The organism is Metabacillus sp. KH_069 (assembly GCF_057838075.1).
Window position 1 is genome coordinate 3,053,188 of record NZ_CM174460.1, and the last position, 25,169, is coordinate 3,078,356.

Consider the following 25,169-nt stretch of genomic DNA (forward strand, 5'->3'; position numbering starts at 1 on the left):
ACTCAAGTTTTTTAACATTTAGTCTAATAGCAACAATATTTACGAAAAGAGTCTTTTTATAAAGCTTCCATCATGTGATACATTGGCAAAATCATTGATAAATACATCAATAAAACCGTCACTCCCACAGCCAAATAAGCCGCGGGCTGGATCATCATGATCCATTTCATTAATTTGCCTTCAAGGCGCTCAAGAACAAATTGACTGTAAGTATAGAGCTCCCTCGCTAAATTCCCATTTGCTTGTCCGTGCCCAATTACTTGTGTCATTTCGCTTTCATAAAATGAGTTTCGTTCCACTAAACCCTCAAATCGCTCTCCTTTCTTTAAATGTTCAATAAACCATGAAGCTTCATCCCTGTAAAAAGGGAGCAAATTTTGATTTTCAAAAACCGTCAGGCTTTCATATATAGATAAGCCGCCTTTCAGTAAATTGCTTAATTGCAGGGAAAAGTAGTAGCTATTAATAAGGATCACAAATTTCTTCCAGAGCGGAATTTTTATCGCAAATCTCATTTTTTCCTGAGGAGGCAGCTTTTTTAAATAACTGATGTAAAAAATGCTGCCTAATATAAAAAGAAAGAGAATTAATACAATAAAAATCTTTGTTCCCTCAAAAATTATAAATAGAATTTCAGTCAATATACTTGGCTTTATATTCATGGAATGATAGATTTGCTGAAACTGCGGAGCGATAACTGACTGGGAAATATACAGAAGAATGCCGATTGTGAAAAAGAGGAAAAGAGGATATTGCAGAACTTTCTTCATTTTTTCATGCTGAACAAGTTTGCGGCTGAGCATTTCTCCCCCTTCTCTAAGAGCCATTTCAAGATCTCCATGCCGTTCTGCAAAATACAAGTAACTTAGCACTTCAGTGTGAAAGCTCAGCTTTTCAAAAGCTGTTCGGACAGGAACTCCTTTGGATAATTCCTGCAGGCAAAAGAAAACAGCTTGTTTTTTTTCCTCATTTAAATCAATCGATGTGAATATCATTGCTTCATTGAGTGTATATCCTTTTTCTAAAAGATCGCTGAGTCTATTTAAGAACAATGCCTGATCTTTTATCAGCCATTTTTTTTTAATCTTCATACTGATAGATCCACTTATTCATAGTCTGATTAGATAAATAACCTAAAGCGATTCCTTTTTTAATCACATCTTTTAAGGTTGTATAGTCACAATCTACTTCTTCCCCCCTGGCTTCCTTTAATGCGAGAGTGAGATTTTTCCCATAAAGCATCTCGAAAATTCCAAGCCGTCTGGACTTTCTCATTTTTTTGCAGTGCGGAGAACAAACATTCGTGCAAAATGGGCATTTTACCGCTACAAGCCTTTGTGCCACAACTGCTATAAAGGTTTGTTCAATCTCAGATAAACTGACATCAAACTCCAGCATTCTGTAAATAGCTCCTTTTGCATCTCTAGTATGCATCGTTGATAATACTAAGTGTCCTGTCAGCGCTGCTCTGACGGCAATTTGAGCTGTTTCCCTGTCCCTGATTTCACCTACCATGATAATGTCAGGATCATGCCTTAGAATAGCTTTTAATCCAACGGCATAAGTAATTCCGGCTTTTTCATTAACTTGTACCTGCAAAACTTCAGAGCTTTTTGTTTCTACAGGATCTTCAAGGGTAATAATGCTGCGGTTAAAATGTTTTTTTGCATAATGAATCAGAGAATAAAGAGTGGTGGTTTTACCTGAGCCAGTTGGTCCGGTAAATACCATCAGACCATGAGAGTGGTTAATAAAGGAGAGAAGTTTATTTGCTGTGTGGGGAAACAGAGAAAGATGCGCCAGTGAGGGAATAACTTCATTTGGAAGTATGCGGATCACAAGACTTTCTTCAAAGATTGTTGGAAGTGTTGACAGACGCAGCTGAACATCAATGGTTTCATTTGAAAGGGCCAAGGCCCCATTTTGCGGCCTTCTTCTTTCTCCAATTATCCATAGAGGCCAAAAATTTAAAGTGTGCGATAATCCGTTCACATACCTCTTTTCTGATGGAGCGCTTTTCGATAAGGTCATCATCTATACGATATTGAATAACGGCATCCTTTTCTCTCGGGACAAAATGGATATCTGATGCATGTAATGAACACGCTTCTTCCACAATTCTTTCACTTAATAATTCGATTGAATTCATGACATCCTCCTTTCTGATCAATTTAACAAAGCATACTTGTTTTCCGTTCAAAATGCACATCCTTAAAATGCAGTTTTTTCATCCATTTTAGTCGTTTTCCCGTCTGATAATTTCATTATCTCCCAGAAAAAATAAAGATTTCACGGCTTACTGTATAATTTTGCTTGTTCAGTCAATAATGAATAGAGATTTTCTTTGGGCTATAGCCAAGCGGTAAGGCAACGGACTTTGACTCCGTCATGCGCTGGTTCGAATCCAGCTAGCCCAGTTTATTAAGCGCGAAAAACCCTGCGAATGTCCGCAGGGTTTTTTTATGCTTCTCTTTTGGCGTAATAAATGTACGGCTTGCGCTTGGATTTAAGCAATGACGGTTTCATATAATATACCCGGTAACCGCTGTTTAGAATTTCATGATCGATGTATTTAAGTTTGTTTTTTTTAGCGAAATCCTTTGAGGCTTTCTCAATGCTTATTTCATTGGAAATATAATTTGGACTTGAATAGTCGGTTGCTACATTCCTATTGCCGATGCCCTCTAAAAAGAATTGAATTTCTGTCATTTTAGCTCCACCTTTTCGTTCTTTATAATGAACTATTTGTATTCACTATACAAAGAAAATGGCGGATTGAAAATGGCTAAAAATGGTTGATTTCTTAATATATATTATATTTACTTGATATTTCTTACGAATACTCACTTATTCTCACTTTTTCGTTTCCTATAAAGAACGAATCGTTCTTTATAAATTATGATACAGATTTATGAACTTCCTTCTTCTTTGCAAGTTTTGTCAGAGCTTGGGGATTATAACCAACGACCAGCTTTTTTCCATCTGTTATAATCGGTCTTCTTAAAAGCTTTGGCTCATCAATAATAAGTTTAATGACATCTGATAAAGGAAGATCATCAATATTTAAATTTAAATCTTTATACGTTTGGCTGCGGGTAGCTAAAATCTCATCCATGCCATCTGTTGTAAGCTGAAGAATTTTCTGGAGTTCTGTATAAGAAGGAGTTTCACGAAACAAATGCTTTTCACTGAATTCGATATTGTGCGCTTTTAGCCAATGCTTAGTTTTCCTGCACGATGTGCAGCTTGGATAACTATAAAAAAGTAACTCGTTCATTGTTCTTCATCTCCCATTCTTGTATAAGGTTTGTTTAAAAATAACGCTCATCCGGCAGCAATTCTTACTTTCTAATTTCATTGTACAGTATTTGTTTAACTTTTGTACAGCAATAAACCTTGGAATAACCATCTTTTTTTTATAAAAAGTTTACACTTTGTTACATAAATGGCACTTCTAGAATGTAAACGCTATTTACAATGGTATTGGACGTACATTATAATAAAAAAAGTGATGGACTTAGGGACTAAACAAAGGAGGGATTGACATATGGATCGCATGTTCCGAGTATTAGGCTTTTGGACTGGCATCTTTGCTGTCATGTTTTATTTGGGAGATATGAAAACGACTTCATTATTATTCTTCGGACAGACTGGATTTTTCGTGCTTTTATCTTATTTAAAATTATCTGAACGCATGTATATTTACATTTTTGGAGCATATTTAACCGTTTTCTTCGTAGGCTTTACATATTGGACAACATTTATGATGGTGCCTGGACAGGGCGGACATTAATAAATTAAAAAGGTGAGCTGCCAGTGGCAGCTCACCTTTTTTTAATAGATATCTTTTTCACGTAGGTTTGTTCCCTTTTCATGTATATATACTTGAAAAGAAGAACTCATCCCCTCCGGCATAATTAAACTTCTGATCGCTCTATTTTGTTTGGCCGCTTCCCCAAAAGGATTTAGATCTCCATTTTCCATAAGGTATGAGAGAATTCCTGAGTTCGCCAAAAATAGATCCTGCCTTTCGCTTTTCAGCAAATTCCAGCCAAACTCCATTGCTCTTTTCTCAATTGCATCAAAGTGGATGTGCGCAGTCAGATCCATTTCAAAAGGGTTCGCAAGCGGAGTCATCATTCTATGCCTCAAGTACCCCCGCATACTTCCTTCATATCTGGCTGGATGCTGCCATTCTTTATTTGTATATCCATAGTCAATTGTAACAATGACTGCCTGATGAGTTAAGGCATTTATCTTTTCTAAATATTCGAGCATGGCGAGCGGAATCTCATATCGCTGTCCTTCACAAAGGTTGATTCTCTGCCAATTTAAGTACTCTTTTATTTTATCATTTTTTAAAGGAACACGTTTTTCAACAAGCTCATTTTCTTGATTAAAGGAAATACACACTTCAAACAATTGGTTATTATTTTTTTCTATGACCTCTACAGGAAAGGCATCGAACAGTTCATTTGAAAACAATATGCCGCTGTAAGGTTTTGGGAGATCATCTATGGTAGATATAGATGTATGACGGTTCAGCTTAACACTGGCTGATTGAAGTTCTCTGTGAAATCCGCTTTTTTCAACAGAATATACGGTCAGTACCTTGAATGTCTCGGGAGATATCTCTTCCCATTCACGGAGCATAGCTGAAAGAAATCTTCCTGTTCCCCCTCCCAGCTCACAAAAGAACGGCTCTGCAGCCCCGCTTTTAACGAGCTTTGCAAACAGATTGGCAAATACTTTTGCAAAGACATCAGAAACATTGCTGGACGTATAAAAATCCCCATCTTTGCCGATTTTCTTTTCCCTTTTTGAATAATACCCGAGCTCTGGATGATAGAGGACAAGATTCATGTATTCTGAGTATGTGATCGCTCCGCCTTGTTTATTAATAAAGTCAATAACAGGCTGAATCATCTTTTCTTTAAAAACCATTTAAATATGGATTGCTTTCCATTTCGATTTCGATTGTCGTATCTTGTCCGTGTCCAGGCAGAACAATTGTATCCTCTGGAAGAGTAAGCAGCTTTTGATGAATGCTTTTAATTAACTGACCGTGATCACCCTGCGGCAAATCAGTTCTGCCGATACTGCCTGCAAATAAAGCATCCCCTGAAACAACAAAGCCGCCTTCTTTAAAATAAAATGAAATGCTGCCTGGTGAATGTCCAGGTGTTTCGTATATTTGACAGGAAAAAGAGCCCAATGTGAGTGTGTCTTCCTGATCAATTAAGTGATCTGCTTCACGCGCAGATATGGTCTGTGACATAAATGCAATTGATCCGTTCATTGCTGGATTAGAAAGCCATTTTTTTTCTAGACGGTGTATGTATACTGATATCTTAAATTGATCCCGTATTTCATCTACAGCTCCAATGTGGTCAAAGTGTGCGTGTGTCAGCAAAATCGCGATTGGCTTCAATCCTCTTTTTTGAATATGCTGAATTAACTTTCTGCCTTCACTTCCAGGATCGATGACAAGACATTCTTTCATAGCATTCGATATTAGATAACAATTCGTTTGGAGTGGGCCTAAAGGCATCTGCTCCCATTTCATATAAACACCCCGATTGCATGATTTTTCTTTCTATTTTACACTAAACTTATGTTGAACTAAATAATTAGGGAGTGAAATGCGGGGTGAAAGTGTATTACGGAGTCGAATTTCATTCAGAGGCAGATGTTAAAGACATAATTGCCGACTATGAATACTGTGATTCAGACGGCAGTATACTGATAACAGATTGTTACAAGCAGGCAATCCTATTAAGAAATCAATTTATCTCCAAAAACATCTATGAGGAAATGCACGAATTAATAAAGCTGCATCCAACAGAGATATACAGCTCTTATACTGACTATGGAATGATTTCAGAGACAGGCAATCACTACCTATTCAAAGAAATGGTTTGTCATTTTCAGCTTAAATCAACTGAATTCACTCAGACGAAAATGTGCATCCTGCAAATTGAAGAACATTTACTTGCTGTCAGTGATCAGACGTTTTATGCCGGCAGCCACGACTCTGAGCTTGTTCAAAAAATTGCTCAATCATATGAAGTAACGGTTGATTTCGACCTCGACAAAAAGAATGAAAACGTTTAAAATATTAAAAGGAATATTTTGTTTTTCATTCTGATTACATTTCACCATAAAAAAAAGACTTACATACGTCAGGGGGCTTCAAAATGGGATTAGTTATTATATTCGCTCTAGTTACATTACTGTCTGTATACGGACTTTACCGCTCGTTTAAAGGCAAAAACGTACTTGGCATCGTCTTTGCCGGAGGTACTCTTGCAGTATTTGGATGGTTCACTGTCATGACTATCATCCATCATGGATTTCCTACTGCGCATTAATAAGAAAAGCGCAAGTGCCCGTTTAGCACAGGCAGACAATTAAGGATCCGGCAGAAAAGGCGCTGTTTGCCAATACTTGCGGATCCTTTCTGTCCGAGAAGCCTGAGCGATTCCGCTCACCATCCAAGCGCAAAATTTTATACTTTCTTATCTCTTAATCGACAAAAAGCGGCTCGAGTCAGTCTGCGCAAGCAGAAATAGACTAGAGCCGCTTTTTCTTTTCCGGTATTAATTATAACTTTGAATGGCGATTTACACTGTTTAGCTTGCTCTCCATCGTTGAAGATTTATCTCTGCGGTCATCGATGCGGATATTAGTAGCCACGCGCTTAATCCCCTTCTCAAATGGTGATTCATGAATGGCTTTAATAACATCGAGCAAATCAGATAACTCACCCTCAATAATTGTATTCATTGGAGTAAGCTGAAATTTAATTTTGCCCTCGCGTTCATAATCTTTAAGAATTGATTGAACAGCAGCGACATATTCGCTTACACTGGCCGTTTCAGTGCCTATCGGAATAACAGTTACGTCTGCAATTGCCATATACTCTACCGCCTCCTGAAGTGATTTCACTTTACAATACCTTTAATTTCGGAGCCTTTCAAGTCAATTACCTTTTCTAAATAGGAGCCGTACAAGGCCAGTTCTCCGTTTGGAGAAAGTTTGATGTCGCTGTTTTCAATATTTTTTAAGACAATCTCTGTTTTTTTATTTTTAGGATCAACGGCTGTTAAATTGAAACTATTTTCTTCTGTTGGAACAAATGTATAAAACAGGCCGCTTCTGCTTGAATAATCAAATTCAGGCACAAGCCATTCCGAGTACAGCGGCAGCAGCTTTTCATCAAAAGAATAGATGTAATCCTCGTAATTATCATCATAAAAAGTGTAAGAACCGATTGATTTTTCTTCATTTTCAACAACAACAGCAAATGAAAGATCTTTAAAATTCGCGTGAGAAATAATATGTTCTTCAATCAAAACTTCTTTCTTACTCACTAATGAATGCTTATATAAAGGTGCTGTTAATTGAGGTTCCGCTTCATCCCATTTCAGATACGTTACATCCTCATCAGACAGCCACTGAATGAATGGAATATCCACAGGATTTTTATCTAATGAGAAATCGCTCATATTCAAGATAAAAGTTTGAAACGTCCAGTTCTCATCAAAAGAGGTCAAAAATAAACGTTCTCCTGAAGGACTCCATGAAAAAGTAAGCTCAGAAGAAGGAATAGACCGTTTCGTCTTCACATTGCCCATTGGATCAATAATCGTTATTTCTGCCTCAAAGCTCGATGGACTGGCGTGAACAAGAATTAAGTTTTTATCAGGATTCAATTCGAGCTGCACGATTGACGCTTCCGATTCGAAGACTTTCTCTTTTTCACCTGTAAAGAGGTTATATTTATAAACCGTTGATTTTTCCGCAGTCTCGCTTAAATAAAGGACATGCTGATTATCAAGCCAGCCTTCAACTGAAAAGAAATTCTCATCCGAGATGGGAATAAGATTTTTCTCCTCAAGAAAATCAACAGAAATGTATCGTTCTACTGTTGCTGGCTTTCGTATCTCTGCAAGTTCAGAAACATCATGTGGTTGATGAGATTGTTGTGAACAGCCAGTGAATATTATTGCCGTTATGAATGCTAGTAGTGTTAGTCTGAATCTCATCAACAAATGCTCCCCTCTTATCTGTCACATCTAGTATTACGTTTCAGTCAACCTAATTGTTTCATCATTTTAAAGAATATAAAGAAGCCCAGAAAATCCCTCTGCTCTTTTCATAAATTTCATCAAATTGATTTAGCGGAAGCGGATTGACACCAATGCCAAGTTCTATGGTAAAACCGCATTTTTTCTTTTCATAAATAAACCAATCCCGAAAACCTGCATGACTGTCTATATTTTTTATAGCTTTATATCCGCTTAGACGGCTGTATTCGGTCACAATGGCCAATGCTTCCTCCGGTTCACAGTTCATGTACCCCCAGTAGATCTCCTCACCCTGGGTATGTACAGCCACAATTAGATCAAAGTCACTGGCATCTGCAAGCTTAGCCATTGCAATAGATTCCGGTTCTGTAAGGGGCGCATCTCCAGGATAATCTCTCGATGCAGGAAATTTAGGAATTTTTCTTTCCTTTTCTATCTCCCAGTAAGCAGGAAACTGATTATTCAAATCTACTCCACTAATGTTGGCTTTCCATTGCTCAAAATCTAAACTGTTGTTATTCATGAACAGGACGGATTGGTAATGAGAATGCTCAGCAGGCAGTCCATTGATCACCAGCTGCACCCCATCTGGGTTAACCATCGGAACAAAAGATAAAGACGTCTTTTGATACAGTTCCATCGCAGCGTGCCCTTCAAATGCCCCTCCCTCTACAACTGCTTGCAGATATTCATGAAGCCAGCACATTAAAACGGATGTTGTAATCCATTCATTTGCATGAAACGATCCGTTCATGTGAACCTTCTTTGTGCCGGTTCCAATCAAAAGTTCAAATATAGGAAGGCCGAGTACGCTGTATCCAATGGTTCGTTTCTCTATAAAAGGAAAGGCTTCCGTTACTTTTGCCAAATCTTCAAGAAGAACATTGTAATCATATGCCCGTTTTATTTGGATAAACTCTGATGATTGAGGGAAAGAATCATGACCCTCATAAAAGTCTATTATATTCCTTACTGGTGCCTCTTTGGAAGTGGACGATATGTGACATTTCAATTTTTCAGTAAAAGGGATATGGAATGTTTCACCGGACTTTATAAAGGTTGTTTTCAAATGAGGATTTGAATCATATAGCAGCTGCTCATGGACGTTTAAAATACTCGAGAGCTCCTTTAAGGTTGTGTTTTTTTCTGCTCTGACTTTCATCCTGATTCCCCCCTGGCTTTTGGTTATTATTAGCATATGATTCAACTTCCCTATTCTTGTTAAACGCTTTAAAACAGTCACAAAGACTGACATAAAAAAAGCTTTGGCCGCAAGGCCAAAGCTTTAAATTACTTATTTATTGGATTCTTTCTCAGGTTCTTTCTTTTCTTTTCCGTTTTTCATTTCATCATAGAAGCGCAAAAGATCTCCATAGATGATTTTATCTGAGTAATTTAATTCCTGCTTCGCTTTTTCCATAAACGGCTCACAGGCATTTTTATCTTCAGCAGGTTCACCGGTTGATTTATCGTAGCATGTTCCGCTTGTATAGACGAATTTGTCTGTAATGAAGCTTCCATCACGAAGAACAGTAAATGGCAATTTGTCTTTCGAGAATAAATCTTTGCCGAATTCAATTTCTTCTTTTGTCTCGATGCCCAATAAATGCATAAGTGTAGGACGAATGTCAATTTGTCCAGAAACATCTGAAATCGTTTCAGGTTTTTTATCCGTTACACCTGGAATATGAACGACAAATGGGACCCTTTGCAGCTGAATTTCATCAAAAGGCGTGACTTCCTTGCCTAAGAATTGACCCATTGCTGCATTATGATTTTCTGAAATACCATAGTGATCTCCATAAAGGACAATAATTGAGTTTTCATATAACCCTTCATCTTTAAGCTTTTGAATGAAATTTTTCAAAGCTTCATCCTGGTAACGGACTGTCGGGAAATAATTATTTAATGTTTTGCTGTTAGAATTAAACTCATCCACCATTTTATCTTCTTCATTCAGTTCGAATGGGAAGTGATTTGTGAGCGTAATATGCTTGCTGTAAAATGGCTGAGGCAATTCTTTCATATGATCAACTGACTGTTCAAAGAATTCCTTGTCTTTCAGTCCCCAGCCTACTGAATTTCCCTCGTTTACTTCATAATCATTTACATCAAAGAATCTGTCGTATCCTAAAGCCTGATACATGATGTCACGATTCCAGAAACTTTTATTGTTAGCATGGAAAACAGCTGAGTAGTAGCCTTTATCTTTCAATAATTCCGGAGTGGCTGCATATTCATTGTTGCTGTTTGTGAAAAATACTGCACCCCGTCCAAGAGGGTAAAGAGAGTTATCAACAATAAACTCTGAGTCAGAAGTTTTTCCCTGGCCGGTTTGATGATAAAAATTATCAAAATTGTAGCTTTCCCCAATGAAGTCATTCAGGAATGGGGTAATTTCTTTTCCATTAATTTTTTCGTTGATGACAAAGCTCTGTGTCGACTCTAATGAAACCATAATGACATTTCGTCCTTCTGCAATGCCGAACATTTCATCATTTGGTTCTTTTTTATTTGCTTTTACATAGTTTTCAATCTCAGTCAAACTATTGCTGTCTGCCAGCGCACGCTGTGCAGATGTTTTTGACTGAAGGACTCCATCATAAACATGAAAGTTATAAACACTGATGTTTTTAACAAGCATTTCACGGTCAAAAGAGCGTGTTAAAAGCTGAGGGCGCTCTGTTTCAGCTAAGCCTAAGTTAAAGAAAAAGACCCCCGCTACTAAAAGGTAAAAAGCTGTTTTTTCTTTTCTGGTAACAGCTGCTCCAATTTGAAATCTTGGACGTTTCATCAGCCAGAAGAGGATGACGATGTCAACAAGAAGCAATAAATCAAAAGGTTCAAATAAAGATGATATACTGCTTCCGAGATCACCCATATTGCTTGTCTGGAATAAAACGGGAATCGTTAAGAAATCATTAAAGAACCGGTAGAATACAATGTTGGCTATAAGGACAGCAGTGACAACAATGCTTGCCCCTAAAATGTACCTGTTGCGATTTTTCTCTTTCATAAACAGCCCAAATCCAAATATGAACAGAAGAAAACTTAATGGGTTTATGAACAGGATAAATTCCTGGGTGAAGTTTTCAATTTTAATGTCGAAGCTAGTTTTGTAGACAATGTATGTTTTTATCCACATGAACAATGTCGCAATCAGTAAAAATGAAATTTTTGAAAGTGATTTTATACGCATTTCATAACCTCCTCATTCGTTAGAACCTGCGTAACATATATTTTTTTTTATTTATTATAAATCAATATTTTTTCCATAAATTAGGCTGAAATATCACAGCTAAACCATATCTTAATACTTCTTTAACAAAAAATCAATCGTTTTTAACATTTCCCTTACACTAGGATGATAGAATAATAATGTTCAGCTTATTCGTTTTACCCTATAGTTAGACGTATAAAACATAAAAAAGTTTCAATAATATTAAAGTAAAACTTTTCAGAATATTTAATCACAATAAGAAGGAGCCTTATCTATGCGAGATAGGGCTCCTTCTTATTATAATTTATTTTATTTTTTATATGTGCCTTATACAGTCGAAAGTTTTGTTTTCACAAGCCATGCTCCGCCGATTACCCCTGCGTCATTTCCTAAAGTGGCGATAGATATGGAAGCACCTTCTGCCACGCGCGGAAATGCAAAGCGCTTGAAATACTTTTCTGTATTTTTTCTTAAGTGTTCACCTGCTTTTGAAACCCCGCCGCCAATAACGATCTTTTCTGGATTTAAACCATTCGATAAGTTCGCAATAGCAAGACCCAATTGCTTTGTAATATATTCAACAACTTCTGATGCAAGCTGATCTCCTTGTTCAGATGCTTCAAACACATCTCTTGAAGAAATGCTGCCGTTCTCTTCGTATAATTTTCTCAGCGAGCTTGGTGAAGAGTCCTGATGCAGCTTTTCAACAGCAAGCCTCACAATTCCCGTTGCAGAAGCAATTGTTTCCAGACACCCTTCTTTGCCGCAATTGCAAGGTGCGCCTCCCTCTACTACAGAAGTAATATGGCCAATCTCTCCGCCAGCTCCGTTTACTCCGTGAACAACTGTTCCATTAGAAATAATGCCTCCGCCTACTCCGGTGCCAAGAGTAACACAGATCACATCTTTGGCACCGTCTCCGGCACCTTTCCACATCTCTCCGATTGCAGCAATATTTGCATCATTGTCTATCACGGCTTTTAAGCCTGTTTCAATTTCAAGATGATGCTTCAGCGGGTAGTTCTTCCAGCCTAAGTTTACTGTTTCATAAACAAGACCTGTTTCTAAATTCACAGGACCCGGTGCTCCCATGCCAATTCCTGCAAGCTTGGACTTTGTTTGTCCGAGTTCGGCAAGCTTCGCATCGATTGCCTTTGCTATATCTGTTGTTATCGTTTTTCCGCTTTTATCTGTAGGTATTTCCCATTTTTCGATCATTTCGCCATAATGGCTGATAAACGCCATTTTAATTGTTGTTCCGCCTAAGTCAATTCCTACTAGCCATTTATCTGTCATTTTCAATGTCATCCTTTTTTATATTTTTTAAGAAACCGTTTGCACAATTTCCTGAACGGTTTGCCTTACATTTTGTCTTTCACCCGCTGGCGCTCCTGCCTTAAAAGCAGCACTGCCATCTGGTAATCCTGCACTTCGATAAGATTCGATTCAAACAGCTGTCTGACTTCCATCTCCATCAGTTCTAAATCAGCTGAGCGATCGCCAATGTATATGATAGTTCCATACTTTTTTAAGAGCTGCTGAACATCATAAATTGTTTTCACTTTCCCACCTACTCATATGAAGCTTAATCTAACTACATTAAAGTATAAAGGAATGTCGTAATGCGTCAAGAGAATTATCATCAATTAGGACAGATATCTTCTGAAATCGTCCGCAGACTTTTATCTGGAGCCAAAAAACAGGAAATAAAAAAAGCTCTTCTCGTAAATATTGTTGCTATTAGACTAAATGTTAAAAAACATGAGTGGATTGCAGCGGATAAACTTGACTCCTGCGGGAAATAGAGCAAATCGGGAGACCCCCACAGGCAACGCCGAGGAGGCTCCCGTGCTCCCCGCGGAAAGCAAGTTCCTCTCGCTGCAAGGAACGGACAACATTTATCAAGAAAAACAACAATCTATGCGAAAACAGCTAAAAAAAAGAACAGTCTCCTGTCCTAAAAAATCCGCGCAAAGTGAATTCCGTAAATATATGCACCGGCAATTAATAGAATGGACAGAAAAGCTCCAAGCAGTCTCAGTCCCCATTTGTTTTGTTTAGGGAGCTGAACGATCAGTGCAGCCAAAAACCCTCCAATCAAGCCTCCAATATGCCCTGCATTATCAATATTAGGGACAGCGAAGCCAAATAGAAGATTAAGCGCGATAATAAATATTAAATTTGAGCCGATTGTTCTGAAAAACAAGTTTGGTTTGATTATTCCTAAATAAAGCAAGGCACCGAAACAGCCAAAAATAGCTCCTGAAGCTCCTGCTGAAATCGAGGGACTTAAAGCAAAACTTGCAAGCGTCCCTGATGCGCCAGCAAATAAATAAATATACAAAAATTTTACAGATCCGTACATTCTCTCAACCGCACTGCCAATATAAATCAGGGCCAGCGTATTCATCAGAAGATGCAGCACCCCAATATGGAGAATAATCGGAGTAAAGAAACGCCACCATTCACCGTTAATAATCGAGGGATTGTATTTAGCGCCAAACTGAATTAATACTTGAGTGTTTTGACTCCCTCCTGCAGCTTCTAAAAGGATAAACATTAAGATTTGCAGCGCAGTAAATAAATAGGTGAAGATTGGTTTTCCGAAATTAAAAATCTGTCTTTCTTCCCTTACTCTGCGATTTGAGTGAGTAATTGCCTCGTTTCTAAGCCTTGCAGTGTCATTCGGATCAAGCGATTTATCTGTAGACAGGCTCACTCCAAGCAATTGTGCAAGGTAAAAGACCATTTCTGATTCATTGTCTTTATGAACAACAATTGATTTTATAGTCGTTTGTCCTTCCTGATGCGGTTTTTCAATACGAAATTCCCACTCATCCACTGGCGGATATGTTGAAATATAAACGTTCAATAGTTGGATCGGATGCTTCCATGATTGTTTGCGTATCCGGTCAATGTGTCCGGCAGTCCTTTCGATATCCTGGTGAAGCTCTCTTCCCCAATCAAGATCCACCCTAATGAAACGTACAAGTTGAAACTCTTTATTTTTATATGGACCAAGCAATACTTCCTGTTCATCTTCTGATAAACGGATTATCTGATAATCGTGTCTCGTCACAGCTTCATGGGTTAACTTCCAAAAAAGATTATCCCCGCTTATTCCCATATTCTTCTCTCCGAACTTTTTTAAAATATTATATCAACTTACCTGCATCTTGTTAAAGAATAGTGCTTTCTTTCTATAATGGGGCTATTTTTGATGCAAGACGCCAACTATTAAAAAATGAAAAAAAACACCTGTTGGACAACAGGTGAGCATTAATGAAAAGCACGGAACATAAATTTTTCCCTTATAAAAGGAATTCTCATGGAAAGCTGAATGAAAAAGTGCCGTATATTCGGCTGGCTGAGCACGACATTCATCAGACGGTAGCGATATTGGTAAAATGCAAGTATACCAAGGACCATAAGAAGTACTGAATTCAATTTTCGCATCTTCATCCCTCCTATTGATACTTTTTGCCGCTATCCCATTTTTTATCCATATTTTCTTTCAGTATACAAGCAATGCTAGAATTGCAGCAGTAAAAATGGCTATGAAATTAACAGCATCATTATTTAAAAAACCTCTAATCTTCATGCTGCGTTCCTGACAATGCTCGTATCGCTCTGTATTTAATCCGCAAACTCGACATTGATAATACACTTGAACAGAAGCGCCAAGCACCGTATCAATCAGATTGCCTGTGAATCCGAAAAGAACAATAAGAAGTAAATCCATCTCTTGCACAGGAAAAACAGCATAAGCTGTAATTCCGATTAACCATGCGCCTGCAAACGCTGCACCAGTGCCGAGAGGACTTACTGCCCCTGACGTTCCTTTCTTTACCTTTTTCAAAGTAAAAATCATTCTTGGCATTTTTTTGCTGAGTGTCCCAATTTCAGATGCCCAAGTATCCGCATTTGCAGCAGCGACTGAAGCGCTGTATACGGCGAAACTGCCTTCAAAAGGCATAAATGTATGAACAATGCTGATTAATGCAGAAACACCTCCATTTGCCAGCACTTGAGCTGCGTCTCTCTGATCTCCTTTCACAAGCAGTTCGGATGTACTCATTTTGCGATCACGCTTAAATTTGCTCCAGAAACTAGAACTTCCAAAGAATATCCCGAGCACCACTAATCCTAAATAGCCAAAACCTGCATAAATGGATATTCCAATGAAACCCGCAGCGATGGCTCCGCTTATGGTTAACGACTTTAGCTTAAGGCCGGCGATAGAAATAAAAAGAATAAAAAGAATGGCAAATAAGTGATCAGCCACTGGCAACAATCACCTCGTTTTCCGTCAAAATTTGATGTACAGGCAGATCATGCGCTTCAGCAGGAACAGCAGAGACCAACTGTGCCTCAAATGCGAGTGAAACAGAAAAACCCCTGTACTGAGTCATATATCTGTCATAATAACCTCCTCCGTACCCTATTCTGAAGCCTTTTCTGTCAAAGCATATTCCCGGGACAATAAGAAGGTCAATCTCACCAGCCGGAACAAAGGCTGTTTTTGAAACAACAGGCTCTTTCAGCCCAAAATAAACGGTCTCCAGCTGATCCGCCGTCTGAAAGGTGCGAAATTCCATCTTTTTTTGATCGGGATAACATTTAGGTATGGCCACTCTTTTGTTCAGCCTCAAGGCCTCTTGTATGATTATGGCTGTATCCACTTCTCTGCCGTTTGAAATGGTGATGGCGATTGTTTCGCTCTTCAGCCAGTACGGCTGAGCAAACAGTCTTTTATTTATACGTTCACAATTTTCTTCGTATGTATCGTTTTCTAAAGAATTAAGCCTGCGTTTCACATCATTTCTAAGATTTGTCTTCAGCATTCCAAAGCGCTCCCTTTAAAAATTAATGTATAGGTATAAAAAAAACAGCAAGGAAATAAATTCCTGCTGCTTACTTTGTTTCGCGGTGTAATGTAACCTTTTTCTCTCTAGAGCAATATTTTTTAAGCTCCATGCGATCCGGGTTATTACGTTTGTTCTTTTTAGAAATGTAATTACGTTCGCCGCACTCTGTGCAAGCTAGTGTAAGATTAACGCGCATGTTGATTTCCCTCCAAACTAAAAAACTTATACTAAATCAGACTTAACTATAATAGCATTTTTAAAAAAGAAATTCCACATTATTTTATTTTTTTCTTCAATGTCTGAAAAGAAAAGAATTAAGAATCTCTTTTTGTATATTCTCTCCAGGCATTAACCGTCTCTTCGTTGATATCAGCGAGAGCTGAATGATCCTGAATCTGACAGTGTCCAATCATCCCGCCAAGGCTGCACGATTTTCCAACATAGCTGTTTTCCCATAGAATAGAATGGGTAATTTCTGATTTTTCATGGATAATGGCTGACTCTGAGAGAACCGTCTCTGGACCTACTGTTGCCCCTTCATGAATGATTGTATTCTTGCTGATATAAATCGGCCCTTTTAACGTCACATCATCATGAATGGTTACCCCATCCTCCATCCAGATCCCCTTAGCTATCTCTTTGCCCTTAGATGGAAGGTTGACTTTATGATTGAGCATATCAAACTGAGCTTCGCGATATGTTGCAAGCGTCCCAATATCTGACCAATATCCAACAGCTTCAAAAATACTGATTTTCTCATTATGTTTTAAGATAGCAGGAAACACATCTTTACTGAAATCATAATGAGTAAAGTCTTCTAAATAACTGAAGATTTTCGGATCCAGAATATAGATGCCCGTGTTGATAGAATGCTGGGAAAGGTCGCTCCAGTTAGGCTTCTCGAACATTTTTTTCATCTTTTTATCTGAAGACAAAAGCACTCCGTACTCAATCGGCAAGTCCAGCGGTTTTGTAAAAATAGTCGCTGCTGCAAGCTGATCCTCATGATGCTGTATGCCTGCCCTCAAATCAAAGTCAGTAAGAATATCTCCGCTGATGACAAGAAATGACTCGGTAAGCAATTGCTCTGCCAGCTTCACACTTCCTGCTGTACCGAGAGGCATCCCGTCTTCACTGTAAGTGATCGTGACTCCCCATTTTGAACCGTCTCCAAAATAGGCACGAATAGAAGATGATAAATAATGCACAGTCATTATAATATCCTTAATACCGTGTCTTTTTAATAACTCAATGCTATATTCCATAACAGGCTTGTTTAATATTGGGACCATTGGTTTTGGACAGTGATTTGTAAGAGGTCTAAGCCTGCAGCCTTCTCCGCCTGCGAGGATCACAGCTTTCACATTTTTCAGCTCCTTATCTTTTAGGATAAAGCACTTCGTACTCTTTAATAACTTTTTTAACAATATGTTCATAGGCGAAACGGCTCAAAACTTCTTCATATCCCTTTTGAGCCAGACGGTCTGCCCGCTCTTTATGTTGGAGTGCCTCTAGGATAGCTGATGCCAAAGCTTTTGAATTTCCCCGCTCAAACAGGAGTCCATTTTCATTGTGTTTGATAATTTCTCTTAAACCGCCGGTATTTGCAGCAATTGTCAGTTTTTTTGCCGCCATGCTCTCCAGTGCAACAATCCCAAATGGTTCATAATAGCTAGGAATAATATTCATCTCACAGTGCGTAAGGAGTATATGTATAAGGTCTTCATCTATAAAACCAAGGAATGTTACATTTTTATGAACGTTCAATTCTTTCGCTTTTTTTTCATATTCGTTGCGATGCGGCCCATCTCCTGCTATAATCATGCGGATTTTAGGAAAACGCTTCAAAATACCCGGTAAGGCAGATAAAAGGATATCAAAACCTTTTTCTGCGACCAGTCTTCCCATCGAGAAAAGATAAGGCTGCCCTGTCAAAGATATCACTTTGCACTTTTGTGAATTTTTATCATACATATTAGTTTTTAAAAGATTTATTCCATTAGGGATCACAGTTAGTTTTTCAGATGGTGTGTGAAATTGTTCCGTGACCTCCTTCCGCATATAGTCACTGCATACAATTACCCGGTCTGCTGCCTGTACAAGCAAGTTCTCTTCCCTATGTATATACTTTTGAAGAGAGGTCGAGATTTCTTTGTTCCTTCCCTTTTCTGTCGCATGAATGGTTGCAACGAGCGGCACTTTAAAAAGGTTCTGTATGGTTCTTCCTGCCCCTGCAGTAAGCCAATCATGAACATGCACGATATCATATTCTATATGTTTATTATTTAATAAAAATTGAACAAATGCACTATTGTGATTCATTGTCCATTCAGTAAGTGACTTATGCTTTTGCTGAAGAGACTTTATCCGGTAGACATGCAGATTTGGAATTGGGTTTTCATACAAAGGTTTTTCATCTGAAGCTATTGTAAGAAGAACAACTTCGACATTTTGCCCGGCAAGTGCATTTGAAAGTTCATCTACATGTCTTCCGAGCCCCCCGACAATATTTGGGGGATATTCTGTAGACACCATCAGTATTTTAGCCCCGGCAGCAAGATCTTTTATTTCAGATGCCGTTCTTTTCAATGGAAGAAAGGCAAATAAATCTGGTTCCTGATTATAGGTATCTAGTGTTTCATCTGTTGATTCACTCAGTTTATAATAATTCTTTAGATGCTTTCTAATCCGGTAATGTCCATAATCAGCAGAAGTCCCATTTCCTATCATGAATGTCCAGTCACTGCTTGCGGCAAGCATCCATTCTTTAATAAGACTCCATTTTTTTTTCGCATTCATTTCCCGGGAATTGACAGTGGTGCAAAATAGCTGTTTCTCGATTAAGTGAAAGTGCTGAAAATATTGCGCTGTTTTTTCATTAAGCCACATGTCGCCATATCCGTTTCTCCCCCATGTAGAAAAAGCTAAGTCCACATGCTCGCTGACCTTGCTCTTATTCTTAAGCCAATTAGACGGCAGAATAAATTGGCTTTCATGTTTTAACAGCTCCCATAGAAAGGCTGGCCCTTCAAACCACCAATGACCAAACAGCTCAAAATCAAATGGAATCACAGAGAGCTCACTTTCAGAGCCCAGTCTCTGCAAAAAATCATGCGCATCCCTTTTAGCTTGGTCGAATGCCTTTTTTTCCATATAAATCTTTTTCCGTTCTGTCTGACCAGTTATCCTCCAAAGCTTCAGTCCAGTATTGATTCTTGTTTTTTCAAGAAATGCAAACTCTTTAATATCATCCCAATCTCTAATAAACCCGACATCCCGATAATACTCCCGGTAAACGTGGTGTGATGGGTATCCATTATGCTTATCCCATACAGCACCAGCCATTTCTTTATTCCGTTTAAAAATGATTAGGCCTTGATCAACTGCTGCCGGGCAGGTTATTTCAGGTGAATCGGCGAACGTATATTCAATTCCCTGTTGAGCCAGAATTTTAACAGTTTGAGCGCTGATTGCCATCTCTGGCAGCCAGAACCCTTTCGGAGCTGTTCCGAAATGATGTTCAAATACTCTCATTCCCGTTTCTACTTGCATGTTCATGCCCTCTTCTGTGCATTGAAAAGGGAGAATTGCATGTGTTGCACATGTAGTGATAACCTCAATTTTTCTTCTATTGAATAAATCAATATACCCTTTTAAAATATTGCCCTCAAATTCTTCATAGGTTTCGATAATTTTCTCATAACGAGAAAGATAAAATTTCAGGACTGATTGCTCATCATCCACACCCCTGCTTAATTCTGATCTGATTAACAAAATTATTTTTTCCAAGTGACGGCGATAGTTTGCCTGAATCTTCTTATCTGTAAGCATTTCCATAAGAGTAGGAGAAAAAGAAATCGTTATGGACGGGTTTTCCACAGCCTTCAAACTCCAAAGCACTGGAATATAGGATTCTGACAAAGCCTCAAAAAGCCACAGCTGTTCATATTCCGTATTTGTATAGTCAGTGATGAACGGCAGGTGGGCATGAAGAATGATCATGCTGTTTTTCACCATGTGCTTATACTCCTTCTATTTGTCGTATACCGTATATGCTGAGAATTGCTTTTCCCACGAATCAGGTTCGTCTTTATATGCTCTCCAATCAATCTGACTGTCATTTGTATCATTCACTATTAATTCATTTGACTTCAGAACAGTCAGTTGACTATTTTCAGATGTATGAAGAATCAATTCTGCATAATATCCGGCATCTGGTCCTATACCTTCTATAAAAAGGCAAGCATGTTGATCTGAGATCTTAAAATCTTTATAGTATAGAGAGTTTTGCTTCTTTTGATAAAACCTTATTGTTTTTTTTAGTGAAGTATATTGCTCGCTGCAAATGATTGAGAGCGCCGTTTCCGTTTTCCTTCCAATATTCCATTGTAAAAAAAACATGGATCGAGTTCTCATTAATAGAGTCATTGCATCACCATGAAGGCGGTTTAATTGATTCATTGAAGGTAGATGTTCCAGGATTTTCATCCCTTTCCTAATAAATTGCTGCTATTATTATGACATAAGATTATTCTATGAGAAAATCGCTTGAATTAAGACATTTTTCGACAAATTGCATATTCCGCTTTAGAATGTATGAAATCTGTGATATAAAGAAAAAGGGAAAAAATATTAGAAGGTGAATAAATATGGAGATTATGATCATTGCCCTGTTTGTAGTCAGTATTCTTTTAATTGGCGTTTCATTCTTTCAAAGAGACCATGTAAAAGATATTGAACAGGAAGTTGAACACCTGTCTGTTTCTTCGATGCAAGAGATATATAAGCTGAAGAAAAAAGTCAGAGTGCTGGAAGAAGAAATTCTTCAAAATGATTTAGAGGTTGCTGATAATGATTCAATCGATCCTCAGACCCTGCAGCGCATCATTTTGAAACATAATCAAGGCTTATCTACTGAAGCAATTGCAAGATCTGAATACTTAAGCGAAAAAGAGATCGGAGCCATTCTTAGAAAGAATGAGAGGGTCTTAACATGAGCAAAAAAGGATTTCAATCATTCGCAGCTGGAATGATTTTGTCTACATCTGTTCTTGCCGCTACATATTTCATGGGAGAAACCAATGAAAAAACAGCTGCTGTTGTGAGCAAAGAAGTTACTGAAAATGATATAAAAGAATATCTAATTAAAAAGGGCCAGACGGCTATCGACACGAAAGAATATGACGAGCTAATCGCCTTTAAAGAAACTGCATTGATTGAAAAACAAAAGCAAGCCGAGGCCCCGCCTGAAGAAAAGCCACAAAATGAAAAATACACATTGAAAATTGTAGAGGGAATGAATACAGGTGATGTTTCTGACATCCTTGAGCAAGAAGGCGTCATTGCCTCTGCAAAGGATTTTAATGAATTTGTCATTAACGGAAATTATCATACGAAGGTTCGTATGGGAACATTTGAACTTACTAAAGGCATGTCCTTCAGCGAAATTGTCAATGTCCTTGTAAAATGACATAAAAAGAGCCTGTCACTAAGACGTGACAGGCTCTTTTTATGTTTATGCATTTAAATCATATCTTCTGCCTTTAACAAGATATAGGACACTTTCAGAAATATTTGTTGCATGATCAGCAGTACGCTCAATATATCTGCATACAAACATTAATTGAGTAATCTGCTGCATAAGTTCTTTGCGCTCCGGCATAATTTCCAGAAGCTCTCTAATCGTTTGTCCGTAAAAATCATCTACTTGATCGTCCATATCTGCAACTCTCTTAGCTAATATGACATCTTCCTCGTTAAATGCTTTTACAGATAGTGAAAGCATTTCTACAGCAAGCGCATGCATTTTTTTGATTGTTTCAATCGGTTTAAATAACGGCTCATCACCGATACGAATTGTTGATTTAGCGATATTCACGGCAAAGTCAGCCATTCTTTCAACATCATTGGAGATTTTAATGGCAACGATAATCCGCCTTAAATCAATGGCAACCGGCTGCTGTTTTGCAATAAGAAGGATAGCCAAATCGTTGATTTCCTCATCTAAATCATCAATGCGCTCATCGTTTTCAATGATTTCCAAAGCTGCTTCTACATTTTTCGTTTCAAGTGCCTCAATCGCTTCTAATAAAGCCTTTTCAGTGAGCTGTGAAATTTCATTTAATCGATCACGCAGGATTTTTAAATCGTATTCAAATTTCTCTCTAACCACCATGTTTAATTACCTCCACATTTTATCTGTCTTTTAATAATAAATGATTGTTGATTGATATGGGAATAAGTCGTGCAATTTTTCATATGCACGACTTATTCCTTTAAACATTATCCGAAACGTCCAGTAATGTAATCTTCTGTACGTTTATCTGAAGGATTCGAGAACAAGCGGTCTGTTTCTGAATACTCAACAACTTCTCCATTCAAGAAGAACGCTGTCCGGTCAGAAATACGTGCAGCCTGCTGCATGTTGTGAGTAACGATTACGATACTGTACTGTTTTTTCAACTCCTGAACAAGCTCTTCCACTTTCAGCGTTGAAATTGGATCAAGAGCAGATGTAGGCTCATCCATTAAGATAACATCAGGCTCAATGGCAAGACAGCGGGCGATGCATAGACGCTGCTGCTGACCGCCTGATAAACCAAAAGCATTTTCTTTAAGACGGTCTTTTACTTCGTCCCAGATGGCAGCACCTTTTAAACTCTTTTCAACGATCGCATCAAGAGTCTTTTTATCCCGGATTCCATGAATTCTTGGTCCGTATGCAACATTGTCATAAATGGATTTTGGAAAAGGATTCGGTTTTTGGAATACCATGCCTACGCGCGTGCGCAAATCTTCAACACCATAGCCTTTATCAAAGATATTTTTACCGCGGTAGATAATTTTTCCAGATGTGCGAACTGTAGGGATCAGCTCTACCATGCGGTTAAGAGTTTTAATGTAAGTAGACTTTCCGCAGCCGGACGGTCCGATAATCGCCGTGACTTCATTTTCATAAATGTCCAGATCAATATTTTTTAATGCCTGATCATTTCCGTACCAAAGGTTGAGATTATCTGTTTTGTAAACGATGCTTTTTTCTTTTTTAGCTACCGTTTCAAATTCTTCGTTTTCCTTGCGCTCTTTCACAACTTTTGTCATTTCCATCGTGTGAAACCTCCTTCATCCTTTTCAAAGCTTGCTTAATAATTTTTTTGGAATTTATTACGAATGAATACTGCAACTGAGTTCATGACAATCAAGAAAATGAACAAAACGATAATTCCTGCAGCAGCTACATCCTGAAAATCAGCCTGAGGTCTTGAAGCCCAGTTGAAAATTTGTATTGGCATTACTGTAAATGTACTCATAACATTTGCAGGCAGGTAGTTTACAAACGCAAAAGCTCCAACTACAAGCAATGGTGCTGTTTCACCAATTGCCCTTGAGAAAGCAAGGATGCTCCCTGTTAATATACCTGGTACAGCAGCTGGCAAAACCACTTGACGGATCGTTTGCCACTTTGTTGCCCCCATTCCAAATGACGCTTCACGCATTTCTTTCGGAACAGCCTTTATTGCTTCCTGAGACGCAACAACAATGACCGGCAGTACAAGAAGCGCCATTGTAAATCCGCCTGCTAATATACTTCTTCCAAGATCAAAAAATCGAACGAATACCGTTAACCCCAAAAGGCCAAATACAATAGAAGGAACTCCTGCCAGATTAGCAATATTGATTTGCAGGAAATTTGTAAATCTGTTTTTCTTGGCGTATTCTTCCAAATACAACGCTGTTCCAACTCCAAGAATTAAACCAACCGGTATAACAACTGCCATTACCCACAATGATCCGACAAGTGCAGCTTTAATTCCCGATGCAGATGGTCTTCTTGATGCAAAGTTTTGAAAGAATTCTGGAGTTATATAACTAAATCCTTGAGTGAATATCCGATATAAAAGGATCGCAAGCACGACCAGTGCAAAACTTGTAGCCAATAAGAAAATGCCTTTGTAAATACCGTTAACGGCCAGCCTGCTTGACATTTTTTTAGCGACTTTATCTTTATTGATGTAGTTCATATTAATATTCCTCCCTAAAGCGACGAGAAATGAACTGTGCGAATAAATTCATCAGCAGTGTGAAGATGAACAGCGTCATACCTACAGCATAAATACTATAGTAAATGGTTGTTCCATATCCTGCATCACCTGAACTTACTTGTACAATATAAGCTGTCATTGTCTGAATTGATTCAGTCGGATCAAATGTAAGCTTTGGAGTAGCTCCACCCGCAAGAGTTACGATCATCGTTTCACCGATCGCTCTTGAAATAGCTAAAACAAATGATGCCACTACACCTGACACAGCTGCAGGCAAGACAACTTTCATTGCCACTTCAAATTTCGTAGAGCCAAGTGCAAGAGCTCCTTCTCGCATTGATTTAGGAACAGAAGTCATCGCATCTTCTGAAAGGGATGCAATCATAGGAATAATCATGATACCTACAACAATACCGGGACTAAGTGCATTAAAAAATCCTAGGTCCGGGATGATGGATTGCAGCAATGGTGTTACAAATGAAAGAGCAAAGAATCCATAAACAATTGTAGGGATTCCTGCCAGCACTTCTAATATCGGTTTGATAATTCTTCTGACGCGGTCCGAAGCATACTCACTCAAATAAATAGCAGAAGCAAGGCCTATAGGCAATGCAACCAGCATAGCAATAAATGCAACGAGAAGCGTACCTGATATTAATGTAATAATTCCGTAAGAAGGGTCACTTGCAAAGAATGGGTACCATTCTCTTTGTGTAATAAAATCCAAAAATGAAACTTTGCTGAAGAACGTAATTGTCTCAACAATCAGCGTAAATAAAATTCCAACAGTTGTAAGTACAGATATAATAGCTGTCAGCAGCAGAAATGCAGGAACGATCTTCTCTATATATCTTAACCAGGATCTTTTTTCCTTTTTCTCTTTTATCATTTCACTGACAGACTGGCTTCTTTGTGTTGCCATATTGTGAAAACCCCTTTCCAAAACATG

29 protein-coding genes, 1 tRNA gene and 1 pseudogene are annotated in these 25,169 nt (G+C 38.3%); 7 read left to right on the forward strand and 24 right to left on the reverse strand.

The window, feature by feature from the left end; translation table 11 throughout:
* Positions 1 to 56: 56 nt before the first annotated feature.
* Together comGB and comGA are read right to left on the reverse strand one after the other, a co-directional pair.
* Positions 57 to 1,091 (reverse strand): competence type IV pilus assembly protein ComGB, encoded by a 1,035-nt coding sequence (gene comGB, locus AC3ISE_RS15415; protein WP_489221665.1) that lies wholly within the window; start codon positions 1,089 to 1,091, stop codon positions 57 to 59.
* Positions 1,081 to 2,149, reverse strand: a pseudogene (gene comGA / locus AC3ISE_RS15420) (competence type IV pilus ATPase ComGA). The gene comGB and the pseudogene comGA overlap by 11 nt, the downstream one beginning before the upstream one ends.
* A gap of 196 nt (positions 2,150 to 2,345) precedes the next feature.
* On the opposite strand from comGA, the gene AC3ISE_RS15425 reads away from it, so the two are divergent.
* Positions 2,346 to 2,417 (forward strand) — tRNA-Gln (locus AC3ISE_RS15425).
* Between the two features lie 43 nt (positions 2,418 to 2,460).
* Here the strand turns inward: AC3ISE_RS15425 and AC3ISE_RS15430 are convergent.
* Both AC3ISE_RS15430 and AC3ISE_RS15435 read right to left on the reverse strand, forming a co-directional pair.
* Positions 2,461 to 2,709, reverse strand: coding sequence for a hypothetical protein (locus tag AC3ISE_RS15430; protein WP_070876619.1), 249 nt, complete (start codon positions 2,707 to 2,709; stop codon positions 2,461 to 2,463).
* 187 nt (positions 2,710 to 2,896) lie between these two features.
* Positions 2,897 to 3,277, reverse strand: a complete 381-nt coding sequence (locus AC3ISE_RS15435; protein ID WP_070876618.1) for a Spx/MgsR family RNA polymerase-binding regulatory protein — start codon at positions 3,275 to 3,277, stop codon at positions 2,897 to 2,899.
* A 270-nt stretch (positions 3,278 to 3,547) separates the two neighbouring features.
* On the opposite strand from AC3ISE_RS15435, the gene AC3ISE_RS15440 reads away from it, so the two are divergent.
* Positions 3,548 to 3,793 (forward strand): DUF2626 domain-containing protein, encoded by a 246-nt coding sequence (locus AC3ISE_RS15440; RefSeq protein ID WP_070876617.1) that lies wholly within the window; start codon positions 3,548 to 3,550, stop codon positions 3,791 to 3,793.
* Positions 3,794 to 3,834: 41 nt separating this feature from the next.
* Here the strand turns inward: AC3ISE_RS15440 and AC3ISE_RS15445 are convergent, their stop codons facing one another.
* Entirely contained in the window at positions 3,835 to 4,944 is a 1,110-nt protein-coding gene (locus tag AC3ISE_RS15445; RefSeq protein ID WP_489221666.1) for a class I SAM-dependent methyltransferase, read from the reverse strand.
* Positions 4,934 to 5,566, reverse strand: coding sequence for an MBL fold metallo-hydrolase (locus tag AC3ISE_RS15450; RefSeq protein ID WP_489221667.1), 633 nt, complete (start codon positions 5,564 to 5,566; stop codon positions 4,934 to 4,936). Before AC3ISE_RS15450 ends, AC3ISE_RS15445 begins: the two co-directional genes overlap by 11 nt.
* 83 nt (positions 5,567 to 5,649) lie before the next feature.
* Here AC3ISE_RS15450 and AC3ISE_RS15455 point away from each other — a divergent pair, with 83 nt between their 5' ends.
* Both AC3ISE_RS15455 and AC3ISE_RS15460 read left to right on the forward strand, forming a co-directional pair.
* Positions 5,650 to 6,114: a hypothetical protein gene (locus tag AC3ISE_RS15455; RefSeq protein ID WP_489221668.1), complete on the forward strand. Its 465-nt coding sequence runs from the start codon at positions 5,650 to 5,652 to the stop codon at positions 6,112 to 6,114.
* 83 nt (positions 6,115 to 6,197) lie between these two features.
* The gene (locus AC3ISE_RS15460; RefSeq protein WP_223436693.1) at positions 6,198 to 6,371 is read left to right on the forward strand and encodes a DUF2759 domain-containing protein; all 174 of its coding nucleotides are present in this window, start codon (positions 6,198 to 6,200) and stop codon (positions 6,369 to 6,371) included.
* A 232-nt stretch (positions 6,372 to 6,603) separates the two neighbouring features.
* Here the strand turns inward: AC3ISE_RS15460 and AC3ISE_RS15465 are convergent, their stop codons facing one another.
* From AC3ISE_RS15465 to AC3ISE_RS15490, 6 genes are all read right to left on the reverse strand, one after another.
* Entirely contained in the window at positions 6,604 to 6,918 is a 315-nt protein-coding gene (locus AC3ISE_RS15465) for an MTH1187 family thiamine-binding protein (RefSeq protein WP_489221669.1), read from the reverse strand.
* A 26-nt stretch (positions 6,919 to 6,944) separates the two neighbouring features.
* Positions 6,945 to 8,048, reverse strand: coding sequence for a YqgU-like beta propeller domain-containing protein (locus AC3ISE_RS15470; protein WP_489221670.1), 1,104 nt, complete (start codon positions 8,046 to 8,048; stop codon positions 6,945 to 6,947).
* A gap of 64 nt (positions 8,049 to 8,112) precedes the next feature.
* Positions 8,113 to 9,252, reverse strand: a complete 1,140-nt coding sequence (locus AC3ISE_RS15475) for a M14 family metallopeptidase (protein WP_489221671.1) — start codon at positions 9,250 to 9,252, stop codon at positions 8,113 to 8,115.
* 132 nt (positions 9,253 to 9,384) lie between these two features.
* Positions 9,385 to 11,289, reverse strand: coding sequence for an LTA synthase family protein (locus AC3ISE_RS15480; RefSeq protein ID WP_489221672.1), 1,905 nt, complete (start codon positions 11,287 to 11,289; stop codon positions 9,385 to 9,387).
* 348 nt (positions 11,290 to 11,637) lie between these two features.
* Positions 11,638 to 12,606, reverse strand: a complete 969-nt coding sequence (locus tag AC3ISE_RS15485; RefSeq protein ID WP_489221673.1) for an ROK family glucokinase — start codon at positions 12,604 to 12,606, stop codon at positions 11,638 to 11,640.
* A gap of 65 nt (positions 12,607 to 12,671) precedes the next feature.
* Positions 12,672 to 12,872, reverse strand: coding sequence for a YqgQ family protein (locus AC3ISE_RS15490; RefSeq protein WP_070876608.1), 201 nt, complete (start codon positions 12,870 to 12,872; stop codon positions 12,672 to 12,674).
* Positions 12,873 to 12,932: 60 nt separating this feature from the next.
* On the opposite strand from AC3ISE_RS15490, the gene AC3ISE_RS15495 reads away from it, so the two are divergent.
* Positions 12,933 to 13,115: a hypothetical protein gene (locus tag AC3ISE_RS15495; RefSeq protein ID WP_489221674.1), complete on the forward strand. Its 183-nt coding sequence runs from the start codon at positions 12,933 to 12,935 to the stop codon at positions 13,113 to 13,115.
* Positions 13,116 to 13,267: 152 nt separating this feature from the next.
* On the opposite strand, the gene AC3ISE_RS15500 is transcribed toward AC3ISE_RS15495, so the two are convergent.
* From AC3ISE_RS15500 to AC3ISE_RS15535, 8 genes are all read right to left on the reverse strand, one after another.
* Positions 13,268 to 14,437, reverse strand: a complete 1,170-nt coding sequence (locus AC3ISE_RS15500; protein WP_489221675.1) for a rhomboid family intramembrane serine protease — start codon at positions 14,435 to 14,437, stop codon at positions 13,268 to 13,270.
* 152 nt (positions 14,438 to 14,589) lie between these two features.
* Positions 14,590 to 14,766, reverse strand: coding sequence for a hypothetical protein (locus tag AC3ISE_RS15505; protein WP_165970853.1), 177 nt, complete (start codon positions 14,764 to 14,766; stop codon positions 14,590 to 14,592).
* A 58-nt stretch (positions 14,767 to 14,824) separates the two neighbouring features.
* The gene (locus tag AC3ISE_RS15510; RefSeq protein ID WP_489221676.1) at positions 14,825 to 15,595 is read right to left on the reverse strand and encodes a DUF92 domain-containing protein; all 771 of its coding nucleotides are present in this window, start codon (positions 15,593 to 15,595) and stop codon (positions 14,825 to 14,827) included.
* The gene (locus tag AC3ISE_RS15515; protein ID WP_489221677.1) at positions 15,588 to 16,154 is read right to left on the reverse strand and encodes a 5-formyltetrahydrofolate cyclo-ligase; all 567 of its coding nucleotides are present in this window, start codon (positions 16,152 to 16,154) and stop codon (positions 15,588 to 15,590) included. The genes AC3ISE_RS15510 and AC3ISE_RS15515 overlap by 8 nt, the downstream gene beginning before the upstream one ends.
* A 70-nt stretch (positions 16,155 to 16,224) precedes the next feature.
* Positions 16,225 to 16,374, reverse strand: a complete 150-nt coding sequence (gene rpmG / locus AC3ISE_RS15520; RefSeq protein WP_070875478.1) for a 50S ribosomal protein L33 — start codon at positions 16,372 to 16,374, stop codon at positions 16,225 to 16,227.
* Between the two features lie 118 nt (positions 16,375 to 16,492).
* Positions 16,493 to 17,542: a nucleotidyltransferase family protein gene (locus AC3ISE_RS15525; protein ID WP_489221678.1), complete on the reverse strand. Its 1,050-nt coding sequence runs from the start codon at positions 17,540 to 17,542 to the stop codon at positions 16,493 to 16,495.
* 13 nt (positions 17,543 to 17,555) lie between these two features.
* Positions 17,556 to 20,195 (reverse strand): 1,4-alpha-glucan branching protein domain-containing protein, encoded by a 2,640-nt coding sequence (locus AC3ISE_RS15530; protein WP_489221679.1) that lies wholly within the window; start codon positions 20,193 to 20,195, stop codon positions 17,556 to 17,558.
* 15 nt (positions 20,196 to 20,210) lie between these two features.
* A complete protein-coding gene (locus AC3ISE_RS15535) occupies positions 20,211 to 20,579 on the reverse strand; it encodes a hypothetical protein (protein ID WP_489221680.1) in 369 nt (122 codons plus the stop codon).
* A gap of 248 nt (positions 20,580 to 20,827) precedes the next feature.
* Between AC3ISE_RS15535 and AC3ISE_RS15540 the strand changes: the two genes are divergently transcribed.
* Positions 20,828 to 21,175, forward strand: coding sequence for a hypothetical protein (locus AC3ISE_RS15540; RefSeq protein ID WP_489221681.1), 348 nt, complete (start codon positions 20,828 to 20,830; stop codon positions 21,173 to 21,175).
* Positions 21,172 to 21,648: an MltG/YceG/YrrL family protein gene (locus AC3ISE_RS15545; RefSeq protein WP_070875473.1), complete on the forward strand. Its 477-nt coding sequence runs from the start codon at positions 21,172 to 21,174 to the stop codon at positions 21,646 to 21,648. Before AC3ISE_RS15540 ends, AC3ISE_RS15545 begins: the two co-directional genes overlap by 4 nt.
* A gap of 45 nt (positions 21,649 to 21,693) precedes the next feature.
* On the opposite strand, the gene phoU is transcribed toward AC3ISE_RS15545, so the two are convergent.
* From phoU to pstC, 4 genes are all read right to left on the reverse strand, one after another.
* The gene (gene phoU / locus AC3ISE_RS15550) at positions 21,694 to 22,353 is read right to left on the reverse strand and encodes a phosphate signaling complex protein PhoU (protein WP_489221682.1); all 660 of its coding nucleotides are present in this window, start codon (positions 22,351 to 22,353) and stop codon (positions 21,694 to 21,696) included.
* A gap of 107 nt (positions 22,354 to 22,460) precedes the next feature.
* Positions 22,461 to 23,285 (reverse strand): phosphate ABC transporter ATP-binding protein PstB, encoded by an 825-nt coding sequence (gene pstB, locus AC3ISE_RS15555; protein ID WP_489221683.1) that lies wholly within the window; start codon positions 23,283 to 23,285, stop codon positions 22,461 to 22,463.
* 35 nt (positions 23,286 to 23,320) lie between these two features.
* Positions 23,321 to 24,199, reverse strand: a complete 879-nt coding sequence (pstA, locus tag AC3ISE_RS15560; protein ID WP_309192592.1) for a phosphate ABC transporter permease PstA — start codon at positions 24,197 to 24,199, stop codon at positions 23,321 to 23,323.
* Between the two features lies 1 nt (position 24,200).
* Positions 24,201 to 25,142 carry a phosphate ABC transporter permease subunit PstC gene (pstC, locus tag AC3ISE_RS15565; protein WP_489221684.1) on the reverse strand — a complete coding sequence of 314 codons (942 nt, stop codon included), beginning with the start codon at positions 25,140 to 25,142 and terminating at the stop codon, positions 24,201 to 24,203.
* Between the last annotated feature and the right edge of the window lie 27 nt (positions 25,143 to 25,169).

Coding starts and splice junctions, on each gene's coding strand:
- comGB (WP_489221665.1), bottom strand. CDS start 1,091: ATGAAGATTAAAAAAAAATGGCTGATAAAAGATCAGGCATTGTTCTTA.
- AC3ISE_RS15430 (WP_070876619.1), bottom strand. CDS start 2,709: ATGACAGAAATTCAATTCTTTTTAGAGGGCATCGGCAATAGGAATGTA.
- AC3ISE_RS15435 (WP_070876618.1), bottom strand. CDS start 3,277: ATGAACGAGTTACTTTTTTATAGTTATCCAAGCTGCACATCGTGCAGG.
- AC3ISE_RS15440 (WP_070876617.1), top strand. CDS start 3,548: ATGGATCGCATGTTCCGAGTATTAGGCTTTTGGACTGGCATCTTTGCT.
- AC3ISE_RS15445 (WP_489221666.1), bottom strand. CDS start 4,944: ATGGTTTTTAAAGAAAAGATGATTCAGCCTGTTATTGACTTTATTAAT.
- AC3ISE_RS15450 (WP_489221667.1), bottom strand. CDS start 5,566: ATGAAATGGGAGCAGATGCCTTTAGGCCCACTCCAAACGAATTGTTAT.
- AC3ISE_RS15460 (WP_223436693.1), top strand. CDS start 6,198: ATGGGATTAGTTATTATATTCGCTCTAGTTACATTACTGTCTGTATAC.
- AC3ISE_RS15465 (WP_489221669.1), bottom strand. CDS start 6,918: ATGGCAATTGCAGACGTAACTGTTATTCCGATAGGCACTGAAACGGCC.
- AC3ISE_RS15470 (WP_489221670.1), bottom strand. CDS start 8,048: ATGAGATTCAGACTAACACTACTAGCATTCATAACGGCAATAATATTC.
- AC3ISE_RS15475 (WP_489221671.1), bottom strand. CDS start 9,252: ATGAAAGTCAGAGCAGAAAAAAACACAACCTTAAAGGAGCTCTCGAGT.
- AC3ISE_RS15480 (WP_489221672.1), bottom strand. CDS start 11,289: ATGCGTATAAAATCACTTTCAAAAATTTCATTTTTACTGATTGCGACA.
- AC3ISE_RS15485 (WP_489221673.1), bottom strand. CDS start 12,606: ATGACAGATAAATGGCTAGTAGGAATTGACTTAGGCGGAACAACAATT.
- AC3ISE_RS15495 (WP_489221674.1), top strand. CDS start 12,933: ATGCGTCAAGAGAATTATCATCAATTAGGACAGATATCTTCTGAAATC.
- AC3ISE_RS15500 (WP_489221675.1), bottom strand. CDS start 14,437: ATGGGAATAAGCGGGGATAATCTTTTTTGGAAGTTAACCCATGAAGCT.
- AC3ISE_RS15505 (WP_165970853.1), bottom strand. CDS start 14,766: ATGCGAAAATTGAATTCAGTACTTCTTATGGTCCTTGGTATACTTGCA.
- AC3ISE_RS15515 (WP_489221677.1), bottom strand. CDS start 16,154: ATGCTGAAGACAAATCTTAGAAATGATGTGAAACGCAGGCTTAATTCT.
- rpmG (WP_070875478.1), bottom strand. CDS start 16,374: ATGCGCGTTAATCTTACACTAGCTTGCACAGAGTGCGGCGAACGTAAT.
- AC3ISE_RS15530 (WP_489221679.1), bottom strand. CDS start 20,195: ATGGTGAAAAACAGCATGATCATTCTTCATGCCCACCTGCCGTTCATC.
- AC3ISE_RS15535 (WP_489221680.1), bottom strand. CDS start 20,579: ATGTTTTTTTTACAATGGAATATTGGAAGGAAAACGGAAACGGCGCTC.
- AC3ISE_RS15540 (WP_489221681.1), top strand. CDS start 20,828: ATGGAGATTATGATCATTGCCCTGTTTGTAGTCAGTATTCTTTTAATT.
- AC3ISE_RS15545 (WP_070875473.1), top strand. CDS start 21,172: ATGAGCAAAAAAGGATTTCAATCATTCGCAGCTGGAATGATTTTGTCT.
- phoU (WP_489221682.1), bottom strand. CDS start 22,353: ATGGTGGTTAGAGAGAAATTTGAATACGATTTAAAAATCCTGCGTGAT.
- pstB (WP_489221683.1), bottom strand. CDS start 23,285: ATGGAAATGACAAAAGTTGTGAAAGAGCGCAAGGAAAACGAAGAATTT.
- pstA (WP_309192592.1), bottom strand. CDS start 24,199: ATGAACTACATCAATAAAGATAAAGTCGCTAAAAAAATGTCAAGCAGG.
- pstC (WP_489221684.1), bottom strand. CDS start 25,142: ATGGCAACACAAAGAAGCCAGTCTGTCAGTGAAATGATAAAAGAGAAA.